Source organism: Streptomyces sp. NPDC006012 (assembly GCF_042871185.1).
In the GTDB taxonomy this organism is placed as follows: domain Bacteria; phylum Actinomycetota; class Actinomycetes; order Streptomycetales; family Streptomycetaceae; genus Streptomyces.
Window position 1 is genome coordinate 516,602 of sequence record NZ_JBIAIE010000003.1, and the last position, 14,163, is coordinate 530,764.

Sequence of the window (14,163 nt, forward strand, 5' to 3'; positions counted from 1 at the left end):
GTCCGGATGACCTGCTGCCCGGCCGGCGGTGAGCTGCCGCGGGGCGCTCCACGGTGCGCCGTGCGGGGCGCCTCGCGGTAAGGGGCAAACCTGTCCTCCACTAGTGACACCAAGACATTCAATGCGTACGCTCCTGAATATGGATATGCATACTGTGGTGGTGGGGACGTCCGGCGTGACCGCGTCCGACGTTCTCGCCGTGGCGCGCGGTGACGCCCGGGTGGAGTTGTCGCCGGAGGCAGTGGCGGCCCTCGCGGCGGCTCGCGAGATCGTGGACGCGCTGGCGGCCGAGCCCGATCCGGTCTACGGCGTGAGCACCGGCTTCGGTGCCCTGGCGACCCGGCACATCGGCCCCGAACTGCGTGCCCAGCTACAGCGCAACATCGTCCGCTCGCACGCCGCGGGCATGGGTCCGCGGGTGGAGCGCGAGGTCGTACGGGCCCTGATGTTCCTGCGGCTGCGGACCGTCTGCTCGGGACACACGGGCGTACGGCCCGAGGTCGCCCAGACCATGGCCGACGTGCTGAACGCGCGGATCACCCCGGTCGTCCACGAGTACGGCTCCCTGGGCTGCTCCGGCGACCTGGCCCCGCTGTCGCACTGCGCGCTGACCTTGATGGGCGAGGGCGACGCCGAAGGGCCCGACGGCACCGTCCGGCCCGCGGGCGAACTGCTCGCCGAGCACGGCATTCGGCCGGTCGAACTGCGGGAGAAGGAGGGCCTCGCCCTCCTCAACGGCACCGACGGCATGCTCGGCATGCTGATCATGGCCCTCGCCGACCTCGACACCCTCTACAAGTCCGCCGACGTCACCGCGGCCCTGTCCCTGGAGGCCCTGCTCGGCTCGGACCGGGTGCTCGCGCCCGAACTGCACGCCATCCGCCCGCACCCCGGCCAGGCCGCGAGCGCCGCCAACATGCTCGCCGTGCTCAAGGGCTCCCAGCTCACCGGCCTGCCCCGAAGGGCCGGCGCCGCCCGTACCGGGGGCAGCTCCATCCCGTACGAGGCGCCCCGGGTCCAGGACGCCTACTCCGTGCGCTGCGCCCCGCAGGTCGCGGGCGCCGGGCGGGACACCGTCACGCACGCCCGGCTGGTCGCCGAGCGGGAACTGGCCGCGGCGGTCGACAACCCCGTCGTGCTGCCCGAAGGGCGCGTCGAGTCGAACGGCAACTTCCACGGCGCCCCGATCGGCTACGTCCTCGACTTCCTCGCCATCGCCGCCGCCGACCTCGGTTCCATCGCCGAGCGCCGCACCGACCGGCTGCTCGACAAGAACCGCAGCCACGGCCTGCCGCCGTTCCTCGCGGACGACGCCGGTGTCGACTCCGGGCTGATGATCGCCCAGTACACCCAGGCGGCCCTGGTCAGTGAGATGAAGCGGCTCGCCGTACCGGCCTCCACGGACTCCATCCCGTCCTCCGCCATGCAGGAGGACCACGTGTCCATGGGCTGGTCGGCCGCGCGCAAGCTGCGTACCGCCGTCGACAACCTCTGCCGGATCATCGCCGTCGAGCTGTACGCCGCGACCCGGGCCATAGAACTGCGCGAGGGGGCGACCCCGGCACCCGCCTCGCAGGCGGTGGTCGAAGCGGTGCGGGCGGCGGGGGTGCAGGGGCCCGGTCCGGACCGGTTCCTCGCGCCCGACCTGGCGGCTGCGGACGCGTTCGTGCGCAGCGGAGGGCTGGTCGCCGCGGTGGAGACGGTCACCGGGCCGCTGCAGTAGTCGACTGCCGGGTGCCGGGTGCCGTCCGGGCCCCCGGCGGCCCGCCGTCCGCCTCGCCGGTGCCGGTGAGGCGTCGAGCGGACTTCAGAATTCGAGCCGTTCACGCCGTATCGAGTAGCCCACGAAGCCCGCGCCCACGACGAGGAGCGCGGCGCCGGCAGCCACGTAGGGGGTGGTGTCGAAGCTTCCGGTGTCGGCCAGCCGGACGCCGTCCCCGGTCTGCGCACCGGTCTGCTCCCCGGTCCCGGCCGCGGTCCGGGTGTCCGCCGCGGACACGGCTCTGGCCTGCTGGGTGACCTGCGTCGTCGCGGAGCCGGCGCTCGCCGGGACCTCTGGCGTGGCGGTGGCGGACGGGACGAACCACAGGGCGCCCAGGAGGGTGCCCGCGGCAGTGGCGGTCAGCAGCGAACGGCGAGCGGATGACACGGAATATCGATCCCCTTGTGGCGCTGGCGAATTGGCCGTGCGGAGCGATGTTAGTGAAAATGGCGGGTCACGGGAAAGTCACGGGAGGTTTCGGCCGTACGCTCCCGTCATGAGCACTCCAGAGACATCACGTTTTGTGCGCCTTCGGGTGGAGCTGGTCCTCGAAGTCGCGGACGCGGACGCCGTGACCAAGGCCGCCGTGCGCCGGGTGGTCGAGGACCCGGAGCTGCCGGACGACGAGCGCGCGCAGGCCGAGAGCGCTGTGACGGAAGACACCGCGGAGGCCCTTGCCTATCTCGTGGATCCGTTCGACCTGGTCAATGAGGTGCCGGGGGTCGAACTCCAGCAGGCGTCCTGGTCGAGCGAGCGGATTGAGTACGACCCGGATTCGCCCGAGTGGGACCTCGACGAGGATGATGGTGAGGAGGACGACGAAGAGGACCGTATCGGCTGAGCGTTCGGGGGAATTCGTTGCCCCGGACGGCAACCGCCGTCCGGGGTTTTGTCGTCTCAAGGAGCGCGCGGACCGGTACACGCACCACCACTGCCTTCGGCGAACGTGGTGCGCCCCACATGCCAGAAGGGTGTGGAACGGGACGAAGCGGTCGTAGCGTTAAAAGCTCCCAGTGGAGCTTTCGGGGTTTTCGCGGAATCGGCAATGATGGAGAAGCGTGTGATGACGGACAGTACGCGGCGCAGGGGCCTGATGGCCGCGTCCGCTCTGCTGGGCAGTGTGCTGTTGCTCTCGGGATGCTCCGGCAGCAACGCCAACGCCGACGGCAACCAGGACAGCTCACAGGCCAAGGTCGACGAGGCCGCGGCCCAGAAGACGTCCGAGGCCCAGATCGCGATCACGCCCAAGGACGGCTCCGACAACGCCTCCATCAACAACTCCGGCATCGTCAAGGTCACCAAGGGCACGCTCAGCGGCGTGACGGTGACGACGGCCGACGGCGCGGACGTCAAGGGCGAGCTGTCCGCCGACAAGACGAGCTGGCAGCCCACCGCCCAACTGGAGCGCTCCACCACCTACAAGGTCGCCGCCGAGGCCAAGGACTCCGAGGGCCGGGTCGCCCACGAGAACGCGTCCTTCAGCACGGTCTCCCCGTCCAACAGCTTCATAGGAAGCTTCACGCCGGAGAACGGCTCCACCGTCGGCGTCGGCATGCCCGTGTCGATCAACTTCGACAAGGCGATCAGCAACCAGGCCGCCGTCCAGAAGGGCATCGCGGTCACCACCAGCAGCGGCCAGGAGGTCGCCTGCCACTGGTTCAACGCCAACCGCATGGACTGCCGTCCGCAGAACTACTGGGCCGAGAACTCCACCGTCACCCTGAAGCTCGCCCTCGACGGCGTCGAGGGGGCCAAGGGCGTCTTCGGTGTGCAGCAGAAGACGGTCACCTTCCACATCGGCCGCAACCAGGTCACATACGTCGACGCGCAGACCAAGCAGATGAAGATCACGCAGGACGGCAAGACCATCAGGACCATCCCGATCTCCGCCGGTTCGCCCGACAACAAGACGTACGAAGGCATCATGGTGATGTCGGAGAAGTACAAGGAGACGCGCATGAACGGCGCGACCGTGGGCTTCACCGACGACGACGGCAAGGGCGAGTACGACATCAAGGACGTGCCGCACGCCATCCGGCTCACCAACTCGGGCACCTTCGTGCACGGCAACTACTGGGGCGCGAAGTCGATCTTCGGCTCGGTGAACACCAGCCACGGCTGTGTCGGCCTGTCCGACACCAAGGGCGCCAACGACCCGAACACGCCCGGATCGTGGTTCTTCACCCACTCGATCCTCGGTGACGTCGTGGTCGTCCAGAACACCGGCGACAAGACGGTCGCCCCGGACAACGGCCTCAACGGCTGGAACATGTCCTGGGCGCAGTGGAAGGCGGGCTCGGCCGCCTGAGGCCCGGCTCCGGCCGCCGCGCCGCCCACCCCGTGACCGATGCCACCCCGAGGGGTGGCATCAGTCATGTTCCGGCAAAACCACGCGGAATGAGGGCCGTACGACGGCCTTCTCATCCTTCTATTATTTCGGCCTTATGCTGCCATCAGGGTCCGTCCCTACTTTGCGGGCATGTTCTTCACCTACCTGAGGCGCGAACTGCGCCGCCGCAGAAAGGCGGCCCTCGTCGTCGCCTCCGGGCTCGCGCTGGGCATCGCGCTCGTCATCGTGGTCAACTCCGTGTCCAACGGCATGGGGAAGGCCCAGGACAAGGTCCTCCAGTCGCTCTACGGCCTCGGCACCGACATGACGGTCACCAAGGCCACGGACCCCGGCACCGGCGACGCGCAGCGCCCGCGCTTCCGGTTCGACGCCCGGAACAACGACGACGACGCGACACAGAGCAGTGACCGGGTCCTGGTGCAGGGCTTCACCACCCTGCCCGACTCCACCGTCACCAAGGTCGCCGCCCAGCACGGCGTCTCCAACGCCGTGGGCGGGCTGAACCTCAACGTGATGAAGGTCAGCGGCCAGTTCACCCGCGGCCAGTTCCAGCAGAAGGGCGGCGGCGGTGGCGGTGGCATGCCCGGTGGCATGGGCGGCGGTGGCATGCAGGGCGAGGTCAAGGGCGGCGGAGCAGACTTCGACATCAACTCGTACACGGTCTGCGGCACCGACGTCACCCGCACCGGGCTCGGCCCGCTGACCTCCTCGAAGATCACCAGCGGCCGGACCTTCAGGACCACCGAGACCGACGCCAAGGTGGCCGTGGCCGACTCGGCCTACGCCAAGGAGAAGAACTACAAGGCCGGCAGCACCGTCACCGTCAAGGGCACCAAGTTCACGGTGATCGGCATCGCCACCGCCGACAGCGGTGACCCGGCGGCCGACCTGTACATCCCGCTGCAGCAGGCGCAGACGCTGGCCGGCCAGAAGGACAAGGTCACCACCATCTATGTGAAGGCGGCCGACTCCCAGCAGATCGACGCCGTCAAGAGCGGCATCCAGAAGAAGGTCCCGGGTACGACGGTCACCACCTCCGCCGACTTGGCCAAGACCGTCTCCGGTTCGCTGTCGACCGCCTCCGGCCTCGCCACCAGCGTCGGCAAGTGGCTGTCGATCGCGGTGCTGGTGGCCGCGTTCCTGGTGGCCGGTCTGCTCACCTCGTCGGCCGTGTCGCGGCGGGTGCGCGAGTTCGGCACGCTGAAGGCGCTGGGCTGGACGTCGAGCCGGGTGACCCGGCAGGTGGTCGGCGAGGCCGTCGTCAACGGACTGGTCGGCGGTGTCCTCGGCATCGTGCTCGGGGTGGCGGGTGCCTGGGCGGTCAGCGCGATCAGCCCCACCCTGAAGGCACAGCTCGGCGGCACCGCGGGCGGCGGCCCGGGCGGCGGCCCGGGGGGTGGCGGCGGTGGCTTCGGGCAGGTCCGGCAGGCCGCCTCGAAATCCCTGGAGGTCGCCCTCACCGCGCCGGTCAGCGTCACCACCATCCTCGTCGCGGTCGGCCTCGCCGTGGCCGGCGGACTGATCGCGGGCGGGTTCGGCGGCTGGCGGGCGTCGCGGCTGCGTCCCGCGGACGCCCTGCGCCGGGTCGAGTAGGCGCACCGCCGCCCGCGCCCCGCCACCACCCGACCCCCATCCGCATTCCAGGAGTTGTCCCACCCATGTACGAACTCAAGGACGTCACCAAGCGCTACGCGCGCGGCAAGGACACCGTGCACGCCCTCCAGGGCGTCGACCTGACCATCGGGGACGGAGACCGGCTGGTCATCCAGGGTCCCACCGGCGGCGGCAAGTCGACGCTGCTGCAGATGCTCGGCGGCCTCGACCGGCCCACCTCCGGCGAGGTGATCCTGGACGGCGTCGACCTCGGCAGGCTGTCCGAGGCCAGGCTGACGAAGGTGCGCAGCGAGAACATCGGCTTCGTCTTCCAGGCGTTCAACCTGATCCCGACGCTGACCGCCCAGGAGAACGTCGAGACCGCCCTCGTCCCGCTCGGCGTGCGCCCGAAGGACCGGCGGGAACGGGCCGCCGAGGCGCTGACGTCGGTCGGCCTCGGTGAACGGCTCGGCCATCTGCCCGCCGAGCTGTCCGGCGGCCAGCAGCAGCGCGTCGCCATCGCCCGGGCGCTCGTCAAGCAGCCGAAGGTACTGCTCGCCGACGAACCCACCGGCAACCTCGACGAGAGCATGCGCGACGAGATCATGGACGTGCTCGAACGCATGTGGAAGGAGCACGGGCTGACCTTCGTCATGGTCACCCACGACTCGTCGATCGCGCAGAAGGCCCCGCGGCTCGCGACCATCCGCAAAGGGCAGATCACCGTCAAGGAGAACGCGGGCACCTGAGCGCAATCCGGTGGCACAACATCGCTGACTGACCGTCAACCATGCGATCACGTAACGGTGTTCCGGCTGCCGCGTAACAGTCTCCGCGCGGTTTTCTCACCCTTCTCTCAACTCTTGAGCACGTTGATCAGCCCCCGCCATACTCCGTATGCCGGGGGCTGACGCACATGCGTACGGAATTGCCCCCGGACGGGTGAACGGGGAATTCGCCCGATACTCCATCTCCCAGGGGGAGTCTTGCGCAGACACCTGAACAGGGCGGCGGTGGCCACCGTGGCCACTGCCGCCGCCGTCGCCCTCGCCGCGGGAATGACCACCCCGGCGTCGGCGAAGCCAGGGCAGCAGCGGGCCGCCGCGGGCTCGTTCACACCCGGGCACCACGTCACCCTGATCACCGGCGACCGGGTCACCCTCGACGCCAAGGGCCGGGTCACCGGCCTGGACCGGGCCAAGGGACGCGAGCACATACCGTTCGAGTTCCGCAAGGCCGCCGGGCACACCCTCGTCGTGCCCGCCGACGCGGCCCGCCTGGTCGCCTCCGGCACGCTGGACCAGCGGCTGTTCGACGTGACCGAACTCGACCGGGCCGCCACCCGCAAGTCGCAGCGCAAGGGCCTGAAGGTCATCGTCGGCTACCGCGGCACGGCAACCGCCGCCAAGACCGACGTCCGTGACGCGGGCACCCTGCGCCGGAGCCTCACCGCCCTCAACGCGGACGCCGTACAGACCCCGCTCGCGGCCGCCTCGCGGCTGTGGAACGCGGTCACCGACGGCGACCGGTCCGCCGCCGGCATCTCCCACGTCTGGCTCGACGGCGTGCGCGAGGCCAGCCTCGACAAGTCCGTGCCGCAGATCGGCGCCCCCACCGCGTGGGCGGCCGGCTACACCGGCAAGGGCGTCAAGGTCGCGGTCCTGGACACCGGCGTCGACGCCACCCACCCGGACCTGAAGAACCAGGTCACCGCGTCCGCCAACTTCACCCAGGCCGCTGACGCCACCGACCACTACGGCCACGGCACGCACGTCGCGTCCATCGTGGCCGGGACCGGCACCAAGTCCGGCGGCACGTACAAGGGCGTCGCCCCCGACGCCCGGATCCTCAACGGCAAGGTGCTGGACGACAGCGGCTCCGGCGACGACTCCGGCATCCTGGCCGGCATGGAATGGGCGGCCCAGCAGGGCGCCGACGTCGTCAACCTGAGCCTCGGCGGCTACGACAGCCCCGGGATCGACCCGCTCGAAGCCGAGGTGAACAAGCTCTCCGAGCAGAAGGGCATCCTGTTCGCCATCGCCGCGGGCAACGACGGCCCCGAGTCGATCGGTTCGCCGGGCAGCGCGGACGCCGCGCTCACCGTCGGCGCCGTCGACGACAAGGACGCCCTGGCCGAGTTCTCCTCCACCGGCCCGCGGATCGGCGACGGCGCCATCAAGCCCGACGTCACCGCGCCCGGCGTCGACATCACCGCCGCCGCGGCCCCGGGCAGCGTCATCGACAAGGAGGTCGGCCAGAACCCGCCGGGCTACCTGACCATCTCCGGTACGTCGATGGCCACCCCGCACGTCGCGGGCGCCGCCGCGCTCCTCAAGCAGCAGCACCCCGACTGGAACTACGCCGAGCTGAAGGGCGCGCTGACCGGCTCCACGAAGGGCGGTAATTACACGCCGTTCGAGCAGGGTTCGGGCCGTATCCAGGTCGACAAGGCCATCGGGCAGTCGGTGATCGCCGACCCGGTGTCGGTGAGCATGGGCACCCAGCAGTGGCCGCACACCGACGACCAGCCGGTCACCAAGCAGGTGAGCTACCGCAACCTCAGCGACAAGGACGTCACGCTCGACCTGTCCGTCACCGCCACCGACCCCAAGGGCCGGCCGGCCCCGGCGGGCTTCTTCACCCTCGGCGCGGACAAGGTGACCGTCCCCGCGGGCGGCAGGGCCGCCGTCGATCTCACCGCCGACACCGAACGGGGCGGCACCGTCGACGGCGCCTACTTCGCCTATGTGACGGCGACCAGCGGCGACCAGCACGTGCGCACGGCCGCCACGGTGGAGCGTGAGGTGGAGTCGTACGACGTCACGCTGAAGGCCGTCGGACGGGACGGCAAGCCGGCCCCGAACTACGAGGCGCTCCTGGACGGGCTCGCCGGCCTGGGCGCGGACAAGTCGTTCCGCCCGTACGACGCCTCCGGCACGGTGACGGTGCACGTGCCCAAGGGCACGTACGCCCTCAACACCGAGGTCTACGTGGACCCGGACGACGTCGACAAGGGCGTCGACTGGATCGCCCAGCCGAAGCTGAACGTCACCAAGGACCAGACGGTCACCCTGGACGCGCGCAGGGCCAAGCCGGTGGACGTCACCGTACCCGCCGCCGCCAAGCCGGAACTCTTCGTGACCTCGTTCGGCGTCACGGCGGCCGGCGGCGGCCACTCCTACGGCTGGATCCTGAACTCGTACGACAACTTCCGCACCGCCGGCCTGGGCCCGCAGATCACCGACGGCTCGCTCCACCAGAGCTGGGAAGGGCACTGGAGCAAGGGCGGCACGGAGCAGTACGACGTCACCGGCGGCGGCACCGTCAAGCAGCTCGCCACCGGTTACACCAAGCACTACAAGGCCGCCGACCTGGCCACGGTGAAGATCGCCATGGGCGCGGCGGCGAGCGGCAAGAAGGGCGTCGTCACCGCGTTCGGCTGGCTGCCCGGCCCCACCGACGCCTTCTCCCTCAACATCCTGCAGCGCACTCCGGGCACCCGCACCCTGCACCTGTCCACCGCGGGCGGCGCGAAGTGGGAACTGGGCTTCAGTCAGATCGGCGGCCTCGACCCGGACGGCTTCCCGGTCGAGGACGCCGTGGTCACGCTGGGCGAGCCGCAGGCGTTCAAGGCCGGCCAGACCTACTCGAAGACCGTCAACACCGCGGTCTTCGGGCCGCACCTCAACGCCGACTACGGCGTGTTCCGCGACGGCAACGAGATGTACGGGCTGGTGCCGCTGTTCTCGGACGGATCCGGGAACGCCGGTTCCTCGGCGGTCACCTCGGTGAACACGACCCTGTACCGGGGCAGCACCAAGGTGGGCTCCAACGACGACCCGCTGTCCGGCCTGGAGGCGTTCAAGGTGCCTGCCGGTGAGGCCGCGTACAAGCTGACCACCTCGGTGCAGCGCAGCGCCAAGGTGGCGAACGCCTCCACCCGGATCACGGCGAGCTGGACCTTCCGTTCGAAGAAGCCGGCCGGCAACGAGGCGGCCAAGCTCCCGGTCTCCACCCTCCGCTTCAAGGCCAGGACCGGTCTGGACAGCCGGGTCCCGGCGGGCCGGACGGTCACCTTCCCGGTCACCGTCGAGGGCGCCGCCGCGGGCAGCAACCTCAAGTCGCTGACGGTGTACGTGTCGTACGACTCCGGCCGGACCTGGAAGAAGACGAACGTCCGGCAGGGCAAGATCACCGTGAAGAACCCGGCGAGGGGGAAGGCGATCTCCTTCCGCGCCGCCATCGCCGACAAGAAGGGCAACAAGTCGGCGCTGTCGATCTACAACGCGTACTTCGGCAAGTAGCCGAGCGCTGCCGGCAGGTACCAAGCGGCTGAGCGCTGCCGGCAGGTACCAACTGCTGGCCGAACACTGCCGGCAGGTACTCAGTACGCCTGAGGGGCGTGGCGGATCCGTTCCGCCACGCCCCTCTCCGCGTTCACGGCGTCACGCCGTCACGCCGTCACAGCGCCACTGCGTCATTGCGTCATTGCGTCGATCCTTATGGCGAGGAGGACGACGTCACCCGGGTCGCGTCCGTGCCCCAGCCGGCCGGCAGCCGCAGGGCCTCCGCCGACGCGGAGTCCGGCTCCGCTCCGTGGTACCGCTCCACCTGATCTGGGCGGAAGGTGCACACGATGTCGATCGCCTTCTGCTCCCAGTCGACGAACAGGCTGCGGTAGTCGGGCCGCAGGAACACCAGCCGGGCCCAGTTGCGCTCGCCGGGCGGCAGTTCCGCCCAGTCCCCGAAGACCGCCGCCGCCATCCGGTTCCGCGGTGGCATGCCCCGGAGGCTGACCCGGTCAGTAGTAGGAACAGCGGACGTAGGCGAAACGGTGGTCTGGGTGGAATGCCCGGCCCGCAGCACGCTGGAACGCGTCCCCGGCCGGAAAGCAGCCGGGCACTCCCCCCGCAAGGAGATAGTCGGCATGACCACTGTTGCCGCATACGCCGTACCCGCACCGAAGGCCCCCCTCGAACAAACCCTGATCGAGCGCCGCGAGGTCGGCGAGTACGACGTGCTGATCGACATCAAGTACGCGGGCATCTGCCACTCGGACATCCACACGGGCCGCGAGGAGTGGGGCACGGCCCTCTTCCCGCTGGTCCCCGGCCACGAGATCACCGGCGTGGTCGCCGAGGCGGGCCCGGGCGTGACGAAGTTCGCGGTCGGCGACCGCGTCGGCGTCGGCTGCATGGTCGACTCCTGCCGCACGTGCGACAACTGCAGGGCGGGCCAGGAGCAGCACTGCACCGGGTCGCTCGGCATGGTCGGCACGTACAACGCGCACGGCCGGGACGGCGAGCCCACCTACGGCGGCTACTCGCGGAAGATCGTCGTCGACGAGCACTACGTCCTGCGCATCCCCGACGGACTGTCGCTGGACGTGGCCGCCCCGCTGTTGTGCGCAGGCATCACCACCTACTCCCCGCTGCGCAGTGCGGGCGTCGGCCCCGGCAAGAAGGTCGCGGTGCTCGGCATGGGCGGCCTCGGCCACCTGGCCGTCAGGGTCGCCCACGCCATGGGCGCCGAGGTGACCGTCCTGTCGCAGTCCCTGCGCAAGAAGGACGACGGCCTCAAGCTGGGCGCCGACCACTACTACGCCACCAGCGAGCCGAGCACCTTCGAGCGGCTGGCGGGCAGTTTCGACGTGATCCTTTCGACGGTCTCGGTGGCGCTGGACTTCGACGACTACCTGCCGCTGCTGAAGACCGGCGGAGCGCTCATGAACGTGGGCGCACCCGAGTACCCCGTCTCCGTCAACCTCTTCTCGCTGATCATGGGCAACAAGAAGCTGGTCGGTTCGCTGATCGGCGGTATCGCCGAGACGCAGGAGATGCTCGACTTCTGCGCCGAGCACGCGGTCGGCGCCGAGATCGAACTGATCCGCGCCGAGCAGGTCAACGAGGCATGGGACCGGGTCGTCGCGAGCGATGTCCGCTACCGCTTCGTGATCGACGCTTCCACGATCTGATCGATCACCATCTGTTCACACGGCCAGGACGGCCTTCGATCTCAACATACGCACGACCAGCGCTCCGTTCACTCAATAAAGTAAGCCTTGCCTTAGTTGCCGTCGGAGTATGTTGGATGACAAGGAGGTCTCAACGATGACCGTGAACCTGAACCACACCATCGTCTCCGCGCGGGACAAGCAGGCATCGGCCAAGTTCCTCGCTGACATCCTGGGGCTCCAAGTGAGCCCGCAATTCGGTCCGTTCACGCCGGTCGAGATTCCCAACGGCGTGACGCTGGACTACATGGAGACGGCCGACGCCATCACCAGCCAGCACTACGCCTTCCTCGTCTCCGAGGAGGACTTCGACGTGATATTCGCCCGCATCAAGGACGCCGGACTCACCTACTGGGCGGACCCGGCGCACAACCGCCCCGGCGAGATCAACACCAACGACGGTGGCCGCGGAACCTACTTCGAGGATCCCAACGGCCACAACCTGGAGATCCTCACCCGGCCGTACGGCAGCGGCAGCTGAACCGGGCGGAAGCGGAAACGTAGACCGTCGCAGGTAGGCGCAGAGCGACACGGAGAGAAGCGCGAAAAGCAGGCGCGGAGAGACGCGCGAAGAGAAACAGGAAGGGACGCGCGAAGAGAATCAGGAAGGGACGCGCGAAGAGGACTTCCTGGCGGAGCGGCTGGGGTGACGGCGGGGGCGGCGGCCGGGGCAGCAAAGTTCCCGGTGGCCTTCAGCGGGGCGGGGGTGGTCCGAGTCGGGACCGGCCCGCAGGAACGGACCGTGTCTCCTGTCCCGTACCCCGGCCCGTCCAGCGGAGTGTTCAGTTCTGCGCGGTGGGCCGGACGACGATCTCGTTCACGTCGACATCGTCTGCCACACACGTCATGCCGAACCCGACGGAGCAACGCCGCGAACTCGCCGTCTTCCTGCGCAGCCGCCGCGAACGCATCACCCCCGGCCAGGTCGGCCTGCCGCCGACCGGCCGCCGCCGCACCCCGGGCCTGCGCCGGGAGGAACTCGCCCTGCTCGCCGGGATCAGCGCGACCTGGTACACGTACCTGGAACAGGGCCGGCCCATCCGGGCCTCCGAGCAGGTGCTCGACGCCCTGGCCGACGCGCTGCGGCTCGACCGGCACGAGCGCGCTCATCTGCGCAGGCTCGCCGGGCACGCGCCGCCCGCCGAGGAAGAGTCGCCCGCCCCGCTGCCCGCCGAGGTGGCGGCCGTACCGCGGCTGATCGACCCGCACCCGGCGTACCTCATCGACGGCGTGTACGACGTGCTCAGCCACAACCGGGCCGCCGAGCTGGTGTTCCCGCACCTCACCGGGGCGGCCGGCCGCCCCGCGAACTTCGTCCGCTGGGTCTTCCTGGAACCGGCGGCCCGGGAGGTCGTGGTCGACTGGGAGCCCGAGGCCCGCGGCCTCCTCGCCCGCCTGCGCACCCTGGCCGGCCGCCGTCCCGCAGACCCGCGCTTCGCCCGGCTGGTCGACGAACTCCACGAAGGCAGCCCGCAGGCCCGCGCCTGGTGGCCGCAGTACGAGGTCCAGCCCCGGCACGGCGGCCGCAAACGGCTGCGGCTGCCGGGACGCGGCGCGGTCGAGTACGCCTACACCGCCTTCCACCTGGCCGAGCAGCCGGACCACACGCTGGTGGTCTACGTCCAATCCGGCAGCCCCGAACTCCCGCCGACGGCCGCCCCGCACGGATGACGCAGCTTGTGCGTCGGGCGGCCGTCGAAGGGCACCGGCCGGGTCCGTCCACGGAGCCGCCGGCGCACGCGAAGGCGCCGAAGTGACGCGGCGGGCGCCGCCCGCTACGCTGACGCAGCTCTATCCCAGGGAGGGGACCATGAACGCCGTCGCAATACAGACCCAGAGACAGTTCCACATCCACCAGCGGGTGACCATGATGATCAACCGCTACGAGGTGTTCGCCGACGACGGCGCCGGCGCACCCGGCACGCAGGTCGCCTTCATCGAGCAGAAGCGGATGAAGCTCAAGGAAGAAGTCACCCTCTACACCGACGAGTCGAAGCAGTCCGTCGTCGCCGCCTTCAAGGCCCGCAAGGTCGTCGACCTCGCCAGCGCCTACGACGTCACCGGCGACGCCGGGCCCATCGGCGTGTTCGGCAAGAAGTTCGGCAAGTCGCTGCTGCGCTCCACCTGGCAGCTCGACCAGCCGGGGCTCCCCACCGTCACCGTCCAGGAACGCAGCGCCGCGCTCGCCATCTTCCGGCGGGTATGGGGGATGCTGCCGTACATCGGCGACCTGCCGTTCATCTGGAAGTACCACTTCGACTTCATCGACGCGGACGGCCACAAGGTGGGCTCCTTCGAGAAGAAGACCCGCATCCGCGACCACTACGTCGTGCGGATGGACGACGAACGGTACGACCGGCGGCTGGTGCTCGCGCAGGCGGTGGCGCTGGACGCGCTCCAGTCGCGCTGACCCCGACCGGGCCGCCGCAGGCCCTGCGGCGGCCG

Annotated in this window: 11 protein-coding genes and 1 pseudogene; 10 read left to right on the forward strand and 2 right to left on the reverse strand. The window is 69.9% G+C overall.

Annotated features, from left to right (window positions below):
• The first annotated feature begins 145 nt into the window (after positions 1-145).
• Entirely contained in the window at positions 146-1,723 is a 1,578-nt protein-coding gene (gene hutH, locus ACFYPJ_RS09245) for a histidine ammonia-lyase (RefSeq protein ID WP_389012995.1), read from the forward strand.
• An 84-nt stretch (positions 1,724-1,807) separates the two neighbouring features.
• Here hutH and ACFYPJ_RS09250 read toward each other — a convergent pair whose 3' ends face one another.
• A complete protein-coding gene (locus ACFYPJ_RS09250) occupies positions 1,808-2,149 on the reverse strand; it encodes an LAETG motif-containing sortase-dependent surface protein (RefSeq protein ID WP_389012815.1) in 342 nt (113 codons plus the stop codon).
• A gap of 109 nt (positions 2,150-2,258) precedes the next feature.
• Here ACFYPJ_RS09250 and ACFYPJ_RS09255 point away from each other — a divergent pair, with 109 nt between their 5' ends.
• The 5 genes from ACFYPJ_RS09255 to ACFYPJ_RS09275 all read left to right on the forward strand — a co-directional run bounded on the left by ACFYPJ_RS09255 (position 2,259) and on the right by ACFYPJ_RS09275 (position 10,009).
• Complete coding sequence (locus tag ACFYPJ_RS09255) at positions 2,259-2,603, forward strand: hypothetical protein (protein WP_389012818.1); 345 nt, start codon at positions 2,259-2,261, stop codon at positions 2,601-2,603.
• Between the two features lie 222 nt (positions 2,604-2,825).
• Positions 2,826-4,070, forward strand: a complete 1,245-nt coding sequence (locus ACFYPJ_RS09260; protein WP_389012821.1) for an Ig-like domain-containing protein — start codon at positions 2,826-2,828, stop codon at positions 4,068-4,070.
• A gap of 171 nt (positions 4,071-4,241) precedes the next feature.
• Positions 4,242-5,705 (forward strand): ABC transporter permease, encoded by a 1,464-nt coding sequence (locus ACFYPJ_RS09265; protein WP_389012824.1) that lies wholly within the window; start codon positions 4,242-4,244, stop codon positions 5,703-5,705.
• 65 nt (positions 5,706-5,770) lie between these two features.
• On the forward strand, positions 5,771-6,454 hold the full coding sequence (locus tag ACFYPJ_RS09270) for an ABC transporter ATP-binding protein (protein WP_389012827.1): 684 nt from the start codon (positions 5,771-5,773) through the stop codon (positions 6,452-6,454).
• Positions 6,455-6,763: 309 nt separating this feature from the next.
• Complete coding sequence (locus ACFYPJ_RS09275; protein ID WP_389012998.1) at positions 6,764-10,009, forward strand: S8 family serine peptidase; 3,246 nt, start codon at positions 6,764-6,766, stop codon at positions 10,007-10,009.
• Positions 10,010-10,205: 196 nt separating this feature from the next.
• Here the strand turns inward: ACFYPJ_RS09275 and ACFYPJ_RS09280 are convergent.
• Positions 10,206-10,475 (reverse strand): annotated as a pseudogene (locus ACFYPJ_RS09280) (hypothetical protein); the annotation flags it as partial.
• 157 nt (positions 10,476-10,632) lie between these two features.
• Between ACFYPJ_RS09280 and ACFYPJ_RS09285 the strand changes: the two are divergent.
• The 4 genes from ACFYPJ_RS09285 to ACFYPJ_RS09300 all read left to right on the forward strand — a co-directional run bounded on the left by ACFYPJ_RS09285 (position 10,633) and on the right by ACFYPJ_RS09300 (position 14,128).
• Positions 10,633-11,679, forward strand: coding sequence for an NAD(P)-dependent alcohol dehydrogenase (locus ACFYPJ_RS09285; RefSeq protein WP_389012830.1), 1,047 nt, complete (start codon positions 10,633-10,635; stop codon positions 11,677-11,679).
• Positions 11,680-11,815: 136 nt separating this feature from the next.
• Positions 11,816-12,199 (forward strand): VOC family protein, encoded by a 384-nt coding sequence (locus tag ACFYPJ_RS09290; protein WP_389012833.1) that lies wholly within the window; start codon positions 11,816-11,818, stop codon positions 12,197-12,199.
• A gap of 365 nt (positions 12,200-12,564) precedes the next feature.
• Positions 12,565-13,389 carry a helix-turn-helix transcriptional regulator gene (locus ACFYPJ_RS09295; protein WP_389012836.1) on the forward strand — a complete coding sequence of 275 codons (825 nt, stop codon included), beginning with the start codon at positions 12,565-12,567 and terminating at the stop codon, positions 13,387-13,389.
• A 139-nt stretch (positions 13,390-13,528) separates the two neighbouring features.
• A complete protein-coding gene (locus ACFYPJ_RS09300) occupies positions 13,529-14,128 on the forward strand; it encodes a hypothetical protein (protein WP_389012838.1) in 600 nt (199 codons plus the stop codon).
• The last annotated feature ends 35 nt before the right edge of the window (positions 14,129-14,163 follow it).